The 18,761-nt window shown below is 56.8% G+C and carries 13 protein-coding genes and 1 pseudogene; 10 read left to right on the forward strand and 4 right to left on the reverse strand.

The genetic code is table 11. The features are described from left to right. Positions 1 to 40: 40 nt before the first annotated feature. The 6 genes and pseudogenes from RSAL33209_RS08555 (at position 41) to RSAL33209_RS08580 (ending at position 8,460) form a co-directional block, all read left to right on the forward strand. Entirely contained in the window at positions 41 to 3,496 is a 3,456-nt protein-coding gene (locus RSAL33209_RS08555; protein ID WP_012245344.1) for a bifunctional proline dehydrogenase/L-glutamate gamma-semialdehyde dehydrogenase, read from the forward strand. A gap of 180 nt (positions 3,497 to 3,676) precedes the next feature. Next, entirely contained in the window at positions 3,677 to 4,189 is a 513-nt protein-coding gene (locus tag RSAL33209_RS08560; RefSeq protein WP_114597609.1) for a Tat pathway signal protein, read from the forward strand. Between the two features lie 6 nt (positions 4,190 to 4,195). Next, positions 4,196 to 5,404 (forward strand): glutathionylspermidine synthase family protein, encoded by a 1,209-nt coding sequence (locus RSAL33209_RS08565; protein ID WP_012245346.1) that lies wholly within the window; start codon positions 4,196 to 4,198, stop codon positions 5,402 to 5,404. Continuing rightward, positions 5,401 to 6,871 (forward strand): annotated as a pseudogene (locus RSAL33209_RS08570) (APC family permease). Before RSAL33209_RS08565 ends, RSAL33209_RS08570 begins: the two are co-directional and overlap by 4 nt. Before the next feature lie 132 nt (positions 6,872 to 7,003). Further along, positions 7,004 to 7,846 carry an oxidoreductase gene (locus tag RSAL33209_RS08575; protein WP_012245349.1) on the forward strand — a complete coding sequence of 281 codons (843 nt, stop codon included), beginning with the start codon at positions 7,004 to 7,006 and terminating at the stop codon, positions 7,844 to 7,846. After that, positions 7,846 to 8,460 (forward strand): TetR/AcrR family transcriptional regulator, encoded by a 615-nt coding sequence (locus RSAL33209_RS08580; protein WP_012245350.1) that lies wholly within the window; start codon positions 7,846 to 7,848, stop codon positions 8,458 to 8,460. Before RSAL33209_RS08575 ends, RSAL33209_RS08580 begins: the two co-directional genes overlap by 1 nt. A gap of 79 nt (positions 8,461 to 8,539) precedes the next feature. On the opposite strand, the gene glpK is transcribed toward RSAL33209_RS08580, so the two are convergent. From glpK to RSAL33209_RS08595, 3 genes are all read right to left on the reverse strand, one after another. Beyond that, complete coding sequence (gene glpK / locus RSAL33209_RS08585) at positions 8,540 to 10,054, reverse strand: glycerol kinase GlpK (protein WP_012245351.1); 1,515 nt, start codon at positions 10,052 to 10,054, stop codon at positions 8,540 to 8,542. 60 nt (positions 10,055 to 10,114) lie between these two features. Then, complete coding sequence (locus tag RSAL33209_RS08590; RefSeq protein WP_041684615.1) at positions 10,115 to 10,867, reverse strand: MIP/aquaporin family protein; 753 nt, start codon at positions 10,865 to 10,867, stop codon at positions 10,115 to 10,117. 79 nt (positions 10,868 to 10,946) lie between these two features. Further along, positions 10,947 to 12,722 carry a glycerol-3-phosphate dehydrogenase/oxidase gene (locus RSAL33209_RS08595; protein ID WP_012245353.1) on the reverse strand — a complete coding sequence of 592 codons (1,776 nt, stop codon included), beginning with the start codon at positions 12,720 to 12,722 and terminating at the stop codon, positions 10,947 to 10,949. A 137-nt stretch (positions 12,723 to 12,859) separates the two neighbouring features. Here RSAL33209_RS08595 and RSAL33209_RS08600 point away from each other — a divergent pair, with 137 nt between their 5' ends. The 4 genes from RSAL33209_RS08600 to RSAL33209_RS08615 are packed head-to-tail and all read left to right on the forward strand — an operon-like array spanning position 12,860 to position 16,712. After that, a complete protein-coding gene (locus RSAL33209_RS08600; protein ID WP_012245354.1) occupies positions 12,860 to 13,846 on the forward strand; it encodes a sugar-binding transcriptional regulator in 987 nt (328 codons plus the stop codon). 9 nt (positions 13,847 to 13,855) lie between these two features. After that, positions 13,856 to 14,698 (forward strand): aldo/keto reductase, encoded by an 843-nt coding sequence (locus RSAL33209_RS08605; protein WP_012245355.1) that lies wholly within the window; start codon positions 13,856 to 13,858, stop codon positions 14,696 to 14,698. Then, the gene (locus tag RSAL33209_RS08610; RefSeq protein WP_012245356.1) at positions 14,695 to 15,633 is read left to right on the forward strand and encodes an alpha/beta fold hydrolase; all 939 of its coding nucleotides are present in this window, start codon (positions 14,695 to 14,697) and stop codon (positions 15,631 to 15,633) included. Before RSAL33209_RS08605 ends, RSAL33209_RS08610 begins: the two co-directional genes overlap by 4 nt. Next, positions 15,630 to 16,712 carry a glycosyltransferase gene (locus tag RSAL33209_RS08615; protein WP_012245357.1) on the forward strand — a complete coding sequence of 361 codons (1,083 nt, stop codon included), beginning with the start codon at positions 15,630 to 15,632 and terminating at the stop codon, positions 16,710 to 16,712. The genes RSAL33209_RS08610 and RSAL33209_RS08615 overlap by 4 nt, the downstream gene beginning before the upstream one ends. A 22-nt stretch (positions 16,713 to 16,734) precedes the next feature. Here the strand turns inward: RSAL33209_RS08615 and RSAL33209_RS08620 are convergent, their stop codons facing one another. Then, positions 16,735 to 18,726 carry a primosomal protein N' gene (locus RSAL33209_RS08620; RefSeq protein ID WP_012245358.1) on the reverse strand — a complete coding sequence of 664 codons (1,992 nt, stop codon included), beginning with the start codon at positions 18,724 to 18,726 and terminating at the stop codon, positions 16,735 to 16,737. Positions 18,727 to 18,761: the final 35 nt, after the last annotated feature.

Here is an 18,761-nt window from a genome sequence, read left to right on the forward strand (position 1 = left end):
GATTTCGGTCGTGGCCCGTCATTGATAGGTCAACGTAGACATGACTCAAACGTTTGCCCCCGCAAATCCCCGCCCGACCCAATTGGCCGACGATTCCGTCGCTTTGGTCCGAAAATGGTTAGCAACACCGCCATCAGAGGGTGCCAAAAAGGGTTCACAATCAGCAGCGCTGCTGGCTGAAGTTCTCAAGGACCAACGTGGCCTGGACTTCACCATTGGCTTCGTGGACCGCGTTGTGCGGCCCGAAAACTTGGGCGTCGCAGCCCGTAATTTGGCTTTGTTGGCTAAACAAGCTCCTACCTTCTTGCCTTGGTATATGAAGGCTGGCGTGCGTTTGGGTGGCATCTTCGCCCCGGTGCTGCCCGCCGTCGTGGTACCCATCGCCCGGGCGATTCTCCGTCAAATGGTCGCGCACCTGATCGTGGACGCTCGTCCGGCCCAGCTGGGAACTTCGATAGCGAAGCTCAAGCACGATCACACGCGGCTGAACATCAACTTGCTCGGCGAAGCAGTGCTGGGCGATAAAGAAGCTGATGCCCGGTTGGCTGGCACCAAAGAGCTGCTGGAACGTCCTGATGTTGACTACGTATCGATCAAAGTCTCATCGGTTGTTTCACAGCTGAACATGTGGGCCTTTGAGGAATCAGTGCAAAAGATCACTGAGCGCCTGGTGCCGCTGTACCTCAGTGCGGCTTCTGGAACCTCGGCCAAGTTCATTAACTTGGATATGGAGGAGCACCACGATCTAGACCTCACCGTGGCAGTCTTCAAGCGGATCTTAGACCGCCCTGAGTTAAAAGACTTCGAGGCCGGCATCGTGCTGCAGGCCTATCTGCCGGATGCACTGGGGGCGCTGCAAGACCTCACCGCGTGGACGCAAAAGCGCCAAGCCGACGGCGGTGCAAGCATCAAGGTCCGACTGGTCAAGGGCGCCAACCTCGCGATGGAACGCGTCGATGCTGCCCTGCACGGCTGGGCATTGGCAACCGTTGAGTCAAAGGAGGCCGCGGACACCAATTACAAGCGCTGCCTGGATTGGGCGCTGCAGCCTGAGAATGCTGCCGCTGTGCGGTTGGGCGTAGCTGGGCACAACCTTTTCGACATTGCCTTTGCGCACCTTTTGGCGCAGGCTCGTGGCGTCTCGGATCGTATCGAGTTCGAAATGCTGCTCGGCATGGCCGAGGATCAGGCCGAAGCGGTGCGTGCCGATGTCGGTTCGTTGCTGCTGTACACGCCGGTAGTGAAGCCGCAGCAGTTCGACGTCGCAATCAGCTATTTGATTCGCCGTCTGGAAGAAAACGCCAGCCCGGAAAACTTCATGTCGGCAGTGTTTGAGCTCACGGCTAATCCGGTGCTCTTCGATCGGGAGAAGCAGCGCTTCTTAGATTCGGTTGCTGCGCTCGACGCCGTGGTCCCACAGCCAAACCGTCGGCAGCTCACCGATCGGGCGCCACAGTCCGAGCCCGGTCTATTCACAAACGCTGATGACTCTGATTCTTCCTTGCCTAATATTCGTGCTTGGGGCCGCGAAGTATTAGCGCGCGTGCCAGCTTCAGAGTTGGGCTCAGCGTTGGTCGCGCAATCTGCGCACACGACGCCGGAAGCAGTCGAGGGTCTGATCTCCACGGCGCTGGCCGCTCAGACGGACTGGGCCGCTTTGGGTGGAGCTGGTCGTGCTCAGTTGCTACGGAAAGCCGCCATCGAGCTTGCCAAGAACCGCGGCGCGCTGATTGAAGTTGCCGCTAGCGAAACCGGAAAGACCTTAGCTGAAGGCGACGTCGAAATCAGCGAAGCCGTGGATTTCGCAAACTTCTACGCACTGGGCGCCGAACAGCTCGAAGCAGTTCAGGGCGCTCGATTCGTGCCATCGAAACTGACCGTCGTGACGCCGCCGTGGAACTTCCCGATTGCGATCACTGCGGGCTCAATTTTGGCTCCGCTCGCCGCGGGCAGCGCCGTCGTCGTCAAGCCTGCACCGCAGGCGAAGCGCTGCGCCGCCAGGGTGGTTGAGTCGCTGTGGAATGCGGGGATTCCGAAAGATATTTTGATCTTTGCTGATCTTGAAGAGGGCCCGATCGGCCAGAGTCTGATTGCGCACGCATCCGTTGACCGAGTGATTCTGACTGGCGCTTATGAGACGGCTAAATTGTTCCGGTCTTGGCGCAACGACCTGCCGTTGTTGGCCGAGACCAGCGGCAAAAACGCAATTATCGTGACGCCGAGTGCGGATCCGGATATTGCTGCTAAAGACGTCGTTCGTTCGGCCTTTGGCCACGCCGGGCAGAAGTGTTCAGCGGCTTCGTTGGTCATGCTGGTAGGTTCGGTCGCTGAATCTGATCGCTTCCGCAATCAACTCATTGATGCTGCGTCCTCGCTCAAGGTGGGCTTCCCTGACGATGCCGAGACCGAAATGGGGCCGATCATTGAACCGGCAGCCGGCAAGCTCAAAAGCGCGCTCACGACGCTTGGTGAAGGTGAGTCTTGGCTCGTTGAACCTCGGCAGTTAGATGCTGAGGGACGGCTGTTCTCCCCCGGCGTGCGTACCGGAGTTCGCCCCGGAAGCTACTACCACTTGACCGAGTTCTTTGGGCCTGTCTTAGGCATCATGACCGCCAAAACCCTGGACGAGGCCATCGAACTGCAGAACGCCTCGGCGTACGGTTTGACCGCCGGACTGCACACGATGGACGCCGCCGAGCTTTCGCTCTGGCTAGAGAAGGTGCAAGCGGGCAATCTCTACGTCAACCGCGGCATTACCGGTGCAATCGTGCAACGGCAGCCGTTTGGTGGCTGGAAACGCTCCTCGGTGGGGGCTGGTGCCAAAGCGGGCGGCCCGAACTACTTGATGCACCTTGGCTCCTGGGAACCGGCAACCTTGCCGGCAGATCTGGCCGAGGCAGAGGCTCGCCCGGCCATCGTGCAAGCAATCAATGCGGCATCAGCCGAGTTATCCGAAACTGACCTAGCGTCGCTTCGGCGTGCAGTGGCCGACGACCAGCGTCAGTGGCAAGCCGAATTTGGTATTGCCAAGGATGTTTCCGGTTTGGGTGTGGAGCGCAATGTTTTCCGTTACTTGCCGGTTCCGGTAGAAATCCGCCTTGCGGGAGACAACTCGGCCGATCTGATCCGTACGGCAGCCGCTGGTAATCGTGCTGGTGCCAAAGTGACTGTCTCGCTGGCTGAGGCACCGGCGTCCGCGGTCCGGAACGCGCTGATCCAGTTAGGCGTCACCGTCAAAATTGAAGCTGAAGCCGATTGGGCGCTTCGGCTGCATGGCACCGGTTCGATTCGGGTCCGCCTCATTGGCGACGCCGATCGCAAGGCAGAACGTGCCATTTTGGCGGCTACCGAAGGAAGCCCGGATGTAGCCATCTACGCTGGTCCGGTGACCGAGGCTGGCCGCGTTGAGTTGCTGCCGTTCTTGCATGAGCAAGCGATCGCCATCACGGCGCACCGCTTTGGCAACCCGGATCACATCTCGCACACCGTGTTCTAAAGCTCCGTGTTCTAAAGCTCCGCTCGCGAAACGCTGCACCACTTTTGGTCGTTATGGGACCCCTATAACGACCAAAAGTGGTGCAGCGTTTCGGGTTAACTGGAAAGTTTTTCCTGGTTGCTCACTTGCGCAGAGTCTGCAAAGATCGGTTTACTCCAACATCTAGCTAAAGAGAGCTGCATGAGTTCGCCGGAACTGCCAGAAAATTCGCATCAATCGTCGGCTCCACCGCCATGGAACCCTGAGCAACCGGAGTTGCGCCCCGAACTTGCCCAGCCGGAATCGGCTACCGCAACGCCTGCGGCGAAGCCAGACCAACGACGACGTCGGCAGCGAAGGACCGTCGTCGTCGGGCTGAGCATTACCGCTTTGGTGGCTGGATCAATCATTGCCATTGTGGCTAGCCGACAAGATGACCCCGAATATGCTCAAGTCTGTTTTGACGATCGGGGAAACCGGGTGGACGACGTCAAATGCGGCAGCGGACAAGGACGCGGCTCCGGAATTTACGCCTGGTACTTCTTCGCTCGCGGCGCAAGCATTCCTGCCGTCGGGCAGAATCGAAGCAATTTTCCGACCGGTACCACGTCTCGGCCCAGCAATGGCAAACCTAGCACTGGCTTCAGCGACAAAGGCGGCACCGTGAGCCGGGGCGGCTTCGGTGGCGGCGGTAGTGGAAGCTCGGGAGGCTGAACTCGGATGAAACGACATGAAGTAGCTCCGCGGCCGGATTGGAAACAAAAGATTGAAGAACAAGTTTTAGTGTTCTCAACCAGCTTCACCGCGGACGGACAACCGGTCGAATACTGGAATGAGCGCGCATATTACGAATTTGAATTAGCCGAGGTCGAACGGCTTGAAGAGACTGCCGAAGAACTTCACCGGATGTGCTTAGAGGCGGCAAAATTCCTGGCAACTGGTGCGTTGGGCGAAATCGGCATTGGTGCCGAGGCACTCGCCTTAGCCGCTAAATCCTTTGAACACCGAGACGCCGATATCTATGGACGTTTCGATGTCATTTACGACGGCCAGGGCGGCCCGGCAAAACTGCTTGAATATAACGCGGACACTCCTACCGGTCTGATTGAAGCATCAGTGTCCCAATGGTTTTGGCTTCAAGATGTCTTTCCGGAAAAGGATCAGTGGAATGGCATCCACGAGGCATTGATCAAACAGTGGAAAAAGCTGCAGTACCGCACCGGCATGAGCATGTTGCACGTGAGCCACTCTGAGCTGGAGGAGTCCGGCGAAGATTGGATGACTGCGGCCTACATGCGCGACGTCGCCTCGTCAGCGGGCTGGAACACGGTGGGAATCAACATGTCCGATATTGGCTGGAACCCGGATCTACGGCGATTCGTCGACTTGGATAATTTCGTGATCAACACGATCTTCAAGCTGTATCCCTGGGAAGTGATGCTCAAAGAACCGTTTGGTCAATACTTGCTCAACCGAGTACAAAGCCCGCGCTGGGTTGAGCCAGCCTGGAAAATGTTGCTCTCCACCAAAGCACTCCTACCCGCGCGGTGGCACCTCTACCCCGGCCACCCCAATTTGCTACCTGCCTATTTGGACGAGCCCCGAGATCTCGAGGCGTGGGCGGCTAAGCCTTTACACGGCCGCGAGGGTGACAATATTCGGATTCATGCACCCGGGATTGAGATTAACCAACCCGGAGAGTACGGCAAAGAAGGCTGGTGTTACCAGCAGTATCACCCCTTGCCGAGCTACGAAGGCAATCATCCGGTCCTGGGTCTGTGGGTGGTTGATGGTGAATCAGTTGGCTGCGGTATTCGGGAATCTGATGGACCGGTTACCGACTACTACTGCAGATTTGTGCCAAACACGATTAATGCACCGGCACCTTTGAATCCGCCTCCGGCAGCTAACCAAGGAATCCAGCTGTGACCACCACCTCGCAGGTAGCAAGCAAGGGCTTGCGCTCCGGAATTCTCGACTTAGGCGACTCGGTAATGCTGGGGTTAGCTTCTACCGCACCGGTATATTCGCTTGCCGCCACATTAGGTCTCATCGTCGCGGTCAATGGCAATTACACGCCGCTCATCTTGATCCTAGGCTTCATCCCCGTGCTCTTTATCGCCTTTGCCTTTCGTGAGCTCAATCGGGCGATGCCGGACTGTGGCACTACGTTCACTTGGGTGGGCCGAGCATTCGGTCCATGGGCGGGCTGGGTGGGTGGGCGCTCGCTTTGGCGGGCATCGTCGTACTGGCGAATTTAGCCCAAATCGCGGGCCAATATCTCTGGCTTTTGATTGGCGACGGTTCGCTAGCCACAAATCAATGGCTGGTTCGTGGCACAGCAGTGCTCTTTATTGGCCTTATGACCTACATCAATCACCGCGGCATCAGATTGGGCGAGCATGTTAAACGAGTGCTGACCTATGTGCAGTACCTCGCCTTAGGTGGTTTTGCCTTAGGTCTGATCATCCACATCGTGGCCAACAACTCCCCGCATGGGCAAAGCTTCAGTTTCGAATGGTTCAACCCCGTTGGTGCTTTTGCCGACTCTGGAGCCGTGGTTCATGGCGTATTGTTGGCGCTGTTTCTGTACTGGGGCTGGGACACATGTTTGGCGCTCAACGAAGAGACCGAGAACCCGTCCAAGACGCCCGGCCGCGGGGCAATAATCTCAACCACGCTGTTGGTCGCGATATATCTGTGCGTTGCCCTGTTGGTCATGATGTATGCCTCCGCTGGTAGCGAAGGCATTGGCCTTGCCAACGGAGCCAATTCCGCTGACGTATTCCTCGCCATGAAAGACGCCGTGCTGGGACCTTGGGGCTGGCTGATCGTGGTGGCTGTGCTGGCTTCGGTGCTGTCATCAACCCAGACAACTATTCTGCCCACCGCACGAGGCACCCTCTCCATGGGAATTGCCAAAGCGATTCCGGCCAAATTCGGCTCCGTCAACGCACGATGCCAAACACCTGGGTTTTCAACGGTTGTGATGGGCCTGGTAGCAATTGCCTACTACCTCTTGATGAGCCTTTTTAGCCAGAACCTGTTGAGCGATTCGATCAGTGCCATCAGCCTATTTATCGCTTTTATTACGCACTCACTGGATATGCCTGTGTTTGGTTTTTCCGCGGCAGTCTTCGTGAATCGAGTCGAAATCTCTGGCTACGAGGCATTCTTCCGTTACTCGGGGCACTGGTCCTTAGCGCAGCGTTCGTTATCTCGGCCGTCAAGATGTGGCAGCCCAGCTACGGAAACACACAAATCTTTGGTATCGGCGGGGCTTTTGTTGCCGGTATCTTTCTGCTGCTGCTCGGGGTGGTGCTCGCTGTCGTCTGTCGCTTCTCCCCTGAGACTAAGAGCTACTTCACCCGAACCTTGGCAAGGACTCCGGACTAAGAGTCTGCTGAACTCACAGCCGATCAGGTGAATCCTCTCATAGTAAATTGACGCAGCGTCCGTAAAATTCGACACAGTGTAGACTTTTCCCAAAGGGCGGAACTGCTCTTTCGGCAGCTATCTGGAGGACTCATGCAGAATTGGCTTATCACCGGCGTCAGCACTGGACTTGGCCGAGCTTTCGCCCAAGCAGCCTTAGACGCCGGGCACACCGTCGTCGGAACTGTTCGCTCGGCACAAGATATCCGCGCTTTTGAAGACCTCAAGCCTGGATGCGCACATGCTCGCATCCTCGATGTGACCGACGATGATGCCGTCTTCAAGGTCATGGCAGAAATCAAAGAAACCGCTGGTCCGCTCGATGTCGTGATCGCGAACGCCGGCTATGGCCTAGAAGGAACTTTTGAGGAAACCCCGTTGTCCCAGATGCGGCGACAGTTCGAAGTTAACGTCTTCGGTGCCGCCGCTACCTTACAAGCGGCGCTGCCGTTCATGCGCCAGCGTCGCCGGGGACACCTCATGGCGGTAACTTCTATGGGCGGGCTTATGGCCGTGCCAGGATTGTCTGCCTACTGTGGCAGAAAATTTGCGCTTGAAGGCATGCTTGAAGCCTTGGGCAAGGAAGTTTCTCAGTTCGGCATCCACGTTACGGCCATCGAGCCCGGCTCCTTCCGAACCGATTGGGCGGGGCGATCCATGGTGCGCACGGAGCAATCCATCGATGACTATGAGCAGCTTTTCGCGCCAATTCGGCAGAAACGCCAATCAGCCAGCGGCAACCAACTGGGCAATCCCGCGAAAGCTGGCGACGCCGTCGTGCACATCGCGTCGATAGCTCAGCCGCCAGCTCACCTCGTGCTGGGTTCGGATACACTGCGCCTTATCTCGGACGCTCGTGCTGCCGTGGACAATGAGATTGAACACTGGGATGCACTTTCCCGCACGACGGACTTTGGCGAGGGCGCACAACTCTGATGGCCGGCCAACGTCAGGTATCGAGCCGTCGCCCGGCTGAGCGCAAGGGTGATATCCGGGAGCGGACTATCTTGGACACCTGCGAGGCATTGCTTGCTGAAAAGGGCTACGAGGCGATGACAGTGGGAGATATTGCCCAAGGTGCAGAACTTAGCCGCGCCGCAATGTACTTCTACTTTGGTTCAAAGCAGGAAACCGTCACAGCCCTAGTAGCTCGGACGGTCGAGCAGCTCTGGGAACGGTCCAGGGTCACCAGTGAGACGGAGAATTCGGCCGAGGCAATCGCGATGGCCATGCAGCGCACGGTTGAGCTGTGGAGCAAGCATGGCTTAGTAATGCGCACGGCCATTGACCTTTCGCACACCGTGCCAGAAATTGGCGAGCTCTGGAATCGAACCGCAGATCTTTTCATTGCGGCGATTACCTCAGTGTTGGAAAGGGCTGGCGTCCCAGCTGGCGGTAAAACAACGCAAGCGACAGCCATGGCACAGGCTCTGTGTTGGATGATTGAGCGGACATTATATCACGCATCGCAAGGAACCCTCGCAGAATTGCAGTCGGCTTCCTCAACCTGTGCACACATCTGGCGCATCAGCGCCGGCCTCAAGCCTTAATCCCAAATGCTGCACCACTTTTCGGCCTTAAAGCATGGTTTAAGGCCGAAAAGTGGTGCAGCGTTTGTAGGTGGGTTAGTTAGCGGACGTCTTCGTCGACCCAGTCCATTGACTTGGTGACTGCCTTTTTCCAAAGGCGGAGCTGCCGAGCACGCTCGTCCTCTTCCATCGCGGGCTCCCAGCGCTTGTCCTCAGCCCAGTTTGAGGACAACTCGCCCAGATCGTTCCAGAAGCCGACGGCGAGCCCGGCCGCGTAAGCCGCGCCCAGCGCCGTCGTCTCGGTGACCTTTGGCCGGATGACCGGGACACCGAGAATATCGGCTTGGAACTGCATCAGTGCATCGTTGGCGACCATGCCGCCGTCGACCTTGAGTTCAGTCAGCGGAACGCCGGAGTCTGCGTTGACCGCATCGAGAACCTCGCGCGTTTGGAAAGCAGTAGCTTCCAGCGCGGCGCGGGCAATGTGGTTGCGATTCACGTAGCGGGTCATGCCGACAATCGCACCGCGCGCATCTGAACGCCAGTACGGTGCAAACAGACCGGAGAACGCCGGCACAATGTAGACACCGCCGTTGTCTTCGACCGAAGCAGCGAGCTCTTCAACCTCGGGCGCTGAGGAAATCATGCCCAAGGTATCGCGTAGCCACTGAATGAGCGAGCCGGCGACGGCGATTGAGCCTTCCAACGCATAGTGCGTCGGCGCATCCCCAAGTTTGTAACCAACGGTGGTCAGCAATCCGTTCTTCGAATGAACAATCTCTTCGCCCGTGTTGAAAATCAGGAAGCAACCGGTGCCATAAGTGTTCTTTGCTTCGCCGGTATTGAAGGCGGCTTGACCGAAGGTCGCGGCCTGCTGATCGCCCAGAATGCCCGCAACCGGAACCTCGCGCAACAGCTGCGAAGTGTGCACGGTGCCATAGACCTCGGAGGAAGACTTGATGGTTGGCAGCATCGAAGCCGGTACGCCAAATGCGTCCAGGATCTCTTGGTCCCAGCTCAAGGTCGCTAGGTCCATAAACATGGTGCGCGAGGCGTTGGTCACATCGGTAATGTGGACGCCGCCGTCAACGCCGCCAGTGAGGTTCCAGGTCACCCAGGAGTCGGTGTTGCCAAAGAGTAAATCTCCAGCCGCTGCCCGTTCGCGCGCGCCGTCAACGTTGTCTAGAATCCACTTGATTTTTGTACCCGAGAAATAGGTAGCAAGCGGCAAGCCGACCTTGTCTTTGAACCGCTCCACGCCGCCACCTACCGCCAATTCATCAACAATTGATTGCGTGCGCGTGTCTTGCCAAACAATCGCGTTGTAAACCGGCTCACCCGTGGTCTTATCCCAGACAACAGCGGTTTCGCGCTGATTCGTAATACCCACTGCGGCGATGTCGTGCCGTGTGAGGTTGGCCTTGGACAACGCGGTACCAATAACCTCGCGCGTGTTGTTCCAGATTTCGGTGGCGTTGTGTTCCACCCAACCAGCCTTAGGGAAAATTTGCTCGTGCTCAAGCTGTCCAGTGGAGACAATGTTTCCGTCGTGGTCGAAAATAATCGCCCGCGAGCTGGTGGTCCCCTGGTCTATCGCGATGACATACTGCGACATGGTCTAACTCCTTTGTCATTGCCAGTGATCGCTAATAGTTCTGCTGCAAATCGAGCGGTGCTACTTAACCCAGACTGCCACGATTGGTGCGATCACGGCGGCGAGAACGCCACCAATGATTGGCCCAACCACCGGAATCCACGAGTAGGACCAGTCGCTGGAACCTTTGCCCTTAATCGGCAAGAAGGCGTGCGCAATACGCGGGCCAAGGTCACGAGCTGGGTTGATTGCATAGCCGGTGGGGCCACCCAATGACGCACCAATGCCGACGACGAGTAAAGCCACCGCGAGCGGGCCAAGTTGAGATGGTTTACTGCCGAATAACACGACCACAAACACCAGCACAAAGGTGGCAATGATCTCGGTAACCAAGTTCCAAGCGTTGTTACGAATCGCTGGACCAGTAGAGAAGACGCCGAGCTTATTAGCAGCAACCGGCTCCGCATCGAAATGTTGCTTATAAGCCAACCAGCAAAGTACCGCGCCAATAATGGCACCAATGAGTTGCGCAACAATGTAGAGCGCGATCGTGCCAGCGTTGATGTCGACGCCTTTGACGAACTCGTGGTTGCCATTGATCGAATTGTTAATGGCTACGCCAATAGTTACTGCCGGGTTCAGGTGTGCGCCAGATTTAAAGGCGACGTAGACGCCAGCAAAGACGCCAAGGCCCCAACCGAAGTTCACCATGAGCGTGCCGCCGGCATTGCCCTTGGTACCCTTCAGCACCACATTGGCGACGACGCCGGTGCCGAGCAGGATCAAAATGGCAGTACCGAACAGCTCGGAGAGAAAAATCTCCATAAGATTCATCGTCATTGACTCCTCAATGTGTAGTTATTACCGGCCTCGAGTGATGGCCAGCTCTTGTTGCCCGGGTTCCCCAACCCGTTTAGGCGATCAAGTTTTGCACCTGCACCCGGTGAAACCGGTCCAGGATTTGCTCCGCATGGGAAATTTCTGATTGCACCCGCTCGGGGTCCCAACCGAGTGGTTCGCTGAGCGCTTGGGCAAGCTCAGCAAGTAGCTCGGCGCTCACCAGACCACGGAACGCCAGCGAAGTTCGGCGAATAATGACGTCCACCAAGTGCCCCACTTGTTCGTGCTCGGCAATGTAGGCCACCTCACGCGTGCTGAGTTCATGTGTTGAATGTAATACCGAGTCGGTGCCAGCCTCAAGGAATTCAATCACCTGAGCGGCGCGAGTTCCATAACGGGTCAGCAGAACGCTAGCCCGCTCGGCGTCGATCGTGGCCGTGATATGCGCTTGAATCCACTCTTCAACGGCGCTGCCAGTACTCGGGAAGTCCACCCCGCCACCGATGGCGAGCTTCGCGGTCGAAATCTTGCGCTCCTTGCCGAGCAGCGTCAACACTTCGTTAGACATGTGTTCACTCAAGACACGGAAGGTAGTCCATTTGCCGCCAACCAGGGACAAAACCGGAGTTGGCCGACCGGCAATGTTCTGCTGCGCTTGCTCGATTCGGTAATCCCGCGAGACAAACCCTGGCTGAGTTGCGTCGTGCTTAGGCAGCGGCCGAACACCAGAAAAGCTGTAAACGATCTGATCCCGGCTGATAGGGATCGTGGGAAAGACGTGGCTAACAAGGTCAAAGAAATAATCTATTTCCTCGTCAGTGCACAGGGCGTCTTCGCGCATATCGGCATCTAAGTCTGTAGTGCCGACCAAGACCCGATCCCCCATCGGGTAAATCAGCACAATTCGGCCATCAGTGTGCTCAAAAAAGATCTCGCGACCGGCGCAAGCAGCGAGGAGTTCCGGGTGGTCCAGCACAATGTGTGAGCCTTTTGTGCCGCCCATAAACGAAGTTGCGGCACCGATAGCTTGGTTAGTTTCATCCACCCAAGCGCCGGTGGTGTTAACCACGACGTCGGCGCTGAAGATAAAGCGCTCCCCCGTGAGCTGATCGGAAAGTTCAACGCCGGCCTCCGTCACTGCAGTGACGGCAAGATAGTTACTGGCGCGCGCGGTGTCCGTCTTGCCGCTACCCGCGGCGGCTTTTCCGGTAAGTTCGCCATCTCGGAGCACATCCAAGGTAAGCCGCTCCGGATTGTACACTGAAGCGTCAAAATAGGTGGCCGCATATTTGATGCCCGGGTTCAGTTTCGGCAGCGTTTGCAGCGCCTTTTTGCGTCCGGAAAATTCGTGTTTGGGCACGTTGCCACCATCACGAGAAAAAGAGTCATAAAGGCTGAGGCCCAGTTTGATCAGGAAAGCGCCACGTTCTTTGGGCTTGCCTTGCTGCTTGTGGGTGAGGAAGCGCAGTGGCGCGCTCAGCACGCCGGAAACGGTCGAAAAGATCGGAATCGTTGTTTGCAATGGTTTAACGTAATGCGGCGCGATTTTAAGCAACCCGTTGCGCTCCTCAACGGATTCCTTAACCAGTCGAAATTCGCCATTTTCTAAGTAACGAATTCCGCCGTGAATCATGTGCGAAGAAGCTCCGGAAGCTCCTTGGCAATAGTCGCCACGTTCCACCAAGACCACGTCGACGCCCTGAAGTGCCAAGTCCCGGAAGGTACCAACTCCGTTGATGCCGCCCCCGATGATCAGCACCTGCGAATGAGGTCGCTCGCGCAAGGCTAGAACGGCATTGCGCTGCTCTGCGTTGTTGGCTGCTTGGAATTGCGGGCTACTGCCGGACATGGTGAGCGACCTTTCAGTGCTGTGCGCAACTTTTTGACGAACTCTCAGCTGCTTTTAGCGACCTTATCCCCTATTCTTTGGGCGTAATGAAAATATAGTCAAGTTAGCTGCACAAACGTGCAGAAAGGTCAGTAGGGATGTCTCGTCAGCAGTCTTTCAACGATTCGGATGGAATCCGAGCTGCACAAATGTACTATTTGCAAGACCAAACTATGGACGCGATTGCGCGCGAGTTGCGCACCTCTCGATCAACTGTTTCCCGATTGCTTTCGGCGGCGAGACAAAGCGGATTGGTGCAAATCCAAATTCGCTCACCACAAGAACGCACCCCCGAGCTGGAGCGCGCGATTCGAAAGCGCTACGGCGTTGACGTCCACGTAGTTCCGGTACCGGACACGCTCAACGAAGGTGAAGTCTTAGAGCGCGTAGCTATGCAGGCGGCGCGCACGATTGGCCCGCTAGTTGATTCAAATGCGGTAATTGGCGTCGCTTGGGGCTCAACTCTCAGCGCGGTGAGCCGTCATCTGCAGCCGAAGCCAACGCACGATTGCACCATTGTCCAACTCAACGGAGCCGGAAATACGCGTACCAGCGGTATCGCCTACGCCTCCGAGATCTTACGACGTTTTGGCCAGGCTTATGGTGCGCGAGTGGTTCAGTTTCCCGTACCAGCTTTCTTTGATCGAGCGTCAACCAAGAAGGCCATGTGGGAGGAACGCAGCGTGCGACGGATCTTGGAGCTACAGCAAAAGATGACCATGGCAATTTTCAGCGTTGGTTCTATCGACGCCGACGTACCCAGCCATGTTTATACCGGCGGCTATCTTGATGAAGCAGAATTGGACCATCTGGAGGCTAGTCGAGTTGTTGGTGATGTTGCCACGGTGTTTTTTCGAGCAGACGGCAATGCTGACGGGATAGCGCTAAATCAACGTAGCTCGGGCCCGCCGCTGAGCCTGCTGGCAGGGGTTCGGCGCCGGATCTGCGTCGTTTCAGGCGCTTCCAAGATCGATGGACTCCGCGGTGCGCTCGAAGCGGGACTGGCGACCGAGCTCATCCTCGATGAGGCAACTGCTCGACGACTCGTCGACGTCGACCGCAGCTGGCCTGCTCAAGACCGGTAAAGTCAAGGTATGCCCCACCAAATTCCCACGACAGTCTCACTCAACTCTTCAGCAACCATGCCCTTACAAGGATTCGGTCTCTACAAAGTTCCAGCTGAGGAAGCCGAGCGCCTCACTAGGTTGGCTATTAAGGCTGGCTATCGACTTATTGATACCGCGGCCTTTTATGGCAACGAAGAAGCTGTGGGCGCGGGAATTCGAGCCGCCATTGCTGACGGTCTAGTCAGCCGAGAAGAGCTTTTCGTTACCTCAAAACTGTGGAACGATCAGCACGGCTACGACTCCGCATTACAAGGCTTTAGCGAGTCACTGCAGCGGCTGGGACTGGACTACCTGGACTTGTTTTTAATCCATTGGCCGAGCCCAGCACAGAACCGGTATCTCGAAACCTGGCGTGCATTTGAAACGATGGCACGCAATGGTCAGGCACGTTCCATCGGCGTCAGCAACTTTCTGCCAGAGCACCTGGAACGCCTCCTCGACTCAGCAGAGACCATCCCGGCCGTGAACCAAGTTGAACTGCACCCTTGGATGCAGCAAGGCCCGCTGCGAGCCTTTCATGCGCAACATGGCATTGTTACTCAGGCTTGGAGCCCGCTTGCGCGTGGTAAAGCTCTCAATGACGTTGCCCTGCTCAGCTTGGCCGAATCAGCGGGACTTACAGTAGCGCAGCTGATCCTCAGCTGGCTGCGTGATCTGAATATTAGCGCTATTCCGAAGGCCTCAAGCGCGGAACGAATCGCAGCCAACTTTGACCTTCCAGAACCACGCCTTAGCCCACAACTGCTGGCCAAAATGGCTCAATTAGATCGCTTTGAGCGCGTTGGCCCTGATCCCCGGACGGTCTCATGACACCGCCAGGTCAAAGTAACCGGTACTTGCCGCGACTGGCAGATCGCGTGGTTGAACGAACATTAACTCTCGATGGCATCGACGGGCACTACTGGGACTATGCACCGTTGACGAACGAGGCGCCGGAGGACCAGCGCACAATGTTGGTGGTACACGGATTTCGCGGCGATCATCACGGCTTAGAACGGGTTGTGGAGCAACTGCCGAATCTTCGAATCGTCATGCCAGACTTACCGGGATTCGGCGTCAGTAACGCTTTCATTGATCGTGAACACAGCGTAGATTCCTACGCCCGATTCGTCTCGACCTTCCTGGACGCCTTAGCTCTGGATGAACAGACCGTTTTACTGGGTCATTCGTTCGGATCGATCGTTGCAAGCCACTTTGCGGCTTCGCATCCCAACCGGGTGGCGCAATTGATCTTGATCAACCCGATTGCGGCACCAGCACTAGAGGGTCCCAAAGGCGTGCTGTCGAAGCTAGCTCAGTTTTACTATTGGGCTGCGGCTAAGCTGCCCGAAAAATTGGGGCAGGCAATCTTACGGAGCAAAGCAATTGTGCAGGTCATGAGCGTCACCATGGCCAAAGCTAAAGAGCCCGAACTCCTGAGCTTCATCCACAGTCAGCATCAGGCCTACTTCAGCGTATTTTCCGATCGCAGCATGCTTTTACAGGCCTTCAAAGCCTCCATTAGTGGCAATGTTCGGCAAGTGGCTTCTGCCTTGACGCTGCCAACGCTTTTAGTTGCCGGGGAAAAAGATGAAATTGCCACTTTGCCGGCCCAGCGAGTACTCCTAGGGCTGTTGCCAGATGGCAAGCTGTCGGTGATCGACGGGGTTGGGCATTTGATCCATTATGAGACCCCGGAACTCGCGGCAACAGCCATCGATTCTTTTCTTGCCGAACACCCCAAAGCGCAGCCGGAGACCAAATGAAAATTGTGATGGATGCTCGATTAACCCGGACCGACTACCATGACGGAATTAGCCGCTACGGCGCATCGCTCATTGCGGCAACCGCCAAAATTGCCGATGTCACCATGCTGATAAATGACGAACGTCAGTTAGCGCTCTTGCCTGATGTTCCTTGGATCAAGGTGAATAGCCCGCTGTCGCCGATGGAGTTGTTTGTTTCCCGCAAGGTCAACCCGCTCAAACCGGATGCAGTCTTCACGCCGTTGCAGACCATGGGATCTTGGCGAAGGCGCTACGGACTGATTTTGACCTTACAAGATCTGATTTACTACCAGCACCCAGAGCCACCGGGATTCTTACCGTTGCCGGTTCGAATTCTCTGGCGGCTTTATCACAAGGCGTATTGGCCACAACGGCTGCTACTCAATCGCGCAGATTTAGTGGCGACAATATCGCACACCTCGCAGGCGCTCATTGAACAATTCCGCTTGACGAGTCGTCCGATCAGAATCATCGGAAATGCCCCACAGCCGAGCAAAGCGCCACGTTCCGGAAGCGAAGATCCGGATAAGTCACTGGTCTACATGGGTTCGTTTATGCCCTATAAGAACGTGCAATCGTTAATTGTCGGGATGGAATTCCTGCCAGATTTTAGTTTGCATCTCTTGAGTAGAATCGCGCCGGAGCGCCGTACCGAGCTGGAGGCTATCACTCCGGCCGGTGCGAAAATCATCTACCACAATGGCGTTACCGACGATGAATATGATGCTCTGGTTTTACGTGCCACCGCCCTGGTGACATTATCGAAAGCCGAAGGTTATGGGCTGCCGCTTGTTGAATCGATGACATTGGGCACCCCCGTAGTGGTCGCTGATACGCCGATCTTCCGAGAAGTAGGCGGTGATGCCGCGCTTTATGCCGACGCCGATGATCCGCGAGAATTCGCGAAGCAAGTTCTTACCTTGGCAGAGCCGCAAGAATGGCAGCGACGTTCTGCTGCTTCCTTGCTGCAAGCAGGCCGCTATAGTTGGGAGTCATCGGCAGAGGCTCTGGTAACGATGGCCAAGGAAGCAGCGTCGATTCGGGCCAAGAGGTCTTAATCTCAACGTTGCAGCCCTTGGATCACAACAAGTCCAAGCCGTCGCAACGAATCTGAACCGGATCGGGTTGCCGTGCGGCAGACAACCTGGCCTTGACCGCTCGGACCTGATTGAGCACTGAACTAGCCAAGGCATAAGGTACAAAAATCAAGGTGCGGTACTGTTCATCAAATGCCGTCAATAATGCTGGGCCAACCAAACGAACGTCTGCCGGTAGATCTAGCCGGTTGCTAAACGCCTTCACCGAAGCAATTGCACCAGTAATCGCGATGAGTCTGACGGCTGGCGGCAAGCCAAGCTCTTGGCGCAAGGCAAGCTCACGCTCCGCGAAGCCCGCCGGGTCCCAGCGGACTAGTGCGGCAGCAGCTTCGCTCTGACTCGCGGTGATTACCACAATGCCGCCTTCCTTAGCCGGACGGACCAGCGCGGCCGCGCTGAACCAGCGGCGAGCTGATTCCTCCGCTGCACGCAGATTTTCTCTGCGCATCAAGGTATCCCCGTCAAGTAACAACGCTGCGGCATAACCGGCTTCGGCAACGGGCTCTGCTCCGATGGTGACCACCACTAGTGCGGGCTTATCTGGCACGGTTGCCTTGACATGATCGCCAGCGGAGGAAATTACCGATGCCTGTGGGAACGCCCGGCCCAGTTCCTCGGCCGTCCGACCCACCCCAGCGACAGATCGCCGCAGTCGCCGTCCGGCGCAGTTTGGGCAATGAAAGTCATTTTCCGGCGTGCCGCACCAATTGCAACGCACCGGACCATTGGCGGTAGCTTGCGCCAGCGGTCCAGCACAATGCTGACATCGAGCCGACTCTCGGCAGCGTTCGCAAGCCAATGCTGGCGAATAACCGCCCCGGGTAACCTGAACTAATACCGGTCCACGTTGTAATGCTTCCTGAGCGGTCAACCAGGCGCGATGCGGCAGTCTAGCCAGCGAAGCTAAGGGATCACGTTCCTGCTCAAAGCTGTCGCTGGTACTCAGCACACGCGGCGTGAGTAATCTAGCGATCTGCCGCTGCGGCGAAATTGATTGTGCCCAGCCGCTCGCCACCAATCGTTGCGCTTCAACACTTCGGCTATAGCCTCCGAGTAAAAGCGCGGTGCCCTGCTGCTCAGCTCGTAACAACAACACTTCCCGAGCGTGCTGATAGGGCGCCCTGCGCTCGATCAACAAGTCGTCGCCGTCGTCCCACAGGCAGAGCAAGCCGAGGTCTTGCACTGGCGCGAACGCTGCTGATCGGGTGCCCAGCGCGATTCTACGTTCGCCGGAAAGCAACTGTAAGAAGCCGCGGTAGCGCGGCGTCGGGCCTTCCTCAGCAGTGAGCCTGACAAAACTTTCCGAGCCCAATAGCGCTGAAACGGCGGCACACAACCGGTCAAGATCGCGTTGGTCAGGAACGACGGCGATCGTTCCCCTACCGCTCTGAGCCGCGACCGCGATCGCCTGCGCAAATTGGTGATGCCAAGAGTTGTTTGAATATCCTCGGAGCGCACTCAAAACTGCGCGAGGTGAACCTCCGGCCGCAAGATGCTCCAAAAAGGCACCAGCATGGTCGTAACCGGCAAAAATGGTTGGATCGACCGTGAAACTCACTGGCTCGGGCTCGCGGTTGGCTTCGAAGTCTTGCTCCATTTTCGCCATCCGCGCTGGCACCGCAACTCTTAGCACGTCAGAGACTGTTCCGGCATACCGGGCTGCAACGGTTCGAGTAAGTTCCAGAACGGTGTCGGTCAGTACCGGAACTGAGCTGACAATCTTCGTCAGAGCAGTCAGCTTGTGCTCAGAATGCGCCTGCGCCGTTCTTGCCGCGATGAACCCAGCAAGTTCTTGACCAGCAAACCGCACTTTGACGCGAACTCCCGGCTGCGCGGCAAGATCAAGATCATGTGGAACTCGGTAATCAAACAAGCGATCAAGATGCGGAAGGTTAGAATCGACGATCACTTGAGCAATCGGTAACTCCGGTTGCTCAGGGTCGATCGGCAGCGGCAACAACGCCTCGGTGCTCACCGTTGCCTCCTGACTATTGCATGGCGATTGACCTC

The organism is Renibacterium salmoninarum ATCC 33209 (genome assembly GCF_000018885.1).
GTDB lineage: Bacteria > Actinomycetota > Actinomycetes > Actinomycetales > Micrococcaceae > Renibacterium > Renibacterium salmoninarum.

Excerpts from the sequence above, each read along its gene's own strand:
- RSAL33209_RS08595 (WP_012245353.1), bottom strand. The coding sequence starts at position 12,722 with ATGTCCGGCAGTAGCCCGCAATTCCAAGCAGCCAACAACGCAGAGCAG.
- RSAL33209_RS08610 (WP_012245356.1), top strand. The coding sequence starts at position 14,695 with ATGACACCGCCAGGTCAAAGTAACCGGTACTTGCCGCGACTGGCAGAT.
- RSAL33209_RS08615 (WP_012245357.1), top strand. The coding sequence starts at position 15,630 with ATGAAAATTGTGATGGATGCTCGATTAACCCGGACCGACTACCATGAC.
- RSAL33209_RS08575 (WP_012245349.1), top strand. The coding sequence starts at position 7,004 with ATGCAGAATTGGCTTATCACCGGCGTCAGCACTGGACTTGGCCGAGCT.
- RSAL33209_RS08580 (WP_012245350.1), top strand. The coding sequence starts at position 7,846 with ATGGCCGGCCAACGTCAGGTATCGAGCCGTCGCCCGGCTGAGCGCAAG.
- RSAL33209_RS08600 (WP_012245354.1), top strand. The coding sequence starts at position 12,860 with ATGTCTCGTCAGCAGTCTTTCAACGATTCGGATGGAATCCGAGCTGCA.
- RSAL33209_RS08605 (WP_012245355.1), top strand. The coding sequence starts at position 13,856 with ATGCCCCACCAAATTCCCACGACAGTCTCACTCAACTCTTCAGCAACC.
- glpK (WP_012245351.1), bottom strand. The coding sequence starts at position 10,054 with ATGTCGCAGTATGTCATCGCGATAGACCAGGGGACCACCAGCTCGCGG.
- RSAL33209_RS08565 (WP_012245346.1), top strand. The coding sequence starts at position 4,196 with ATGAAACGACATGAAGTAGCTCCGCGGCCGGATTGGAAACAAAAGATT.
- RSAL33209_RS08560 (WP_114597609.1), top strand. The coding sequence starts at position 3,677 with ATGAGTTCGCCGGAACTGCCAGAAAATTCGCATCAATCGTCGGCTCCA.
- RSAL33209_RS08555 (WP_012245344.1), top strand. The coding sequence starts at position 41 with ATGACTCAAACGTTTGCCCCCGCAAATCCCCGCCCGACCCAATTGGCC.
- RSAL33209_RS08590 (WP_041684615.1), bottom strand. The coding sequence starts at position 10,867 with ATGAATCTTATGGAGATTTTTCTCTCCGAGCTGTTCGGTACTGCCATT.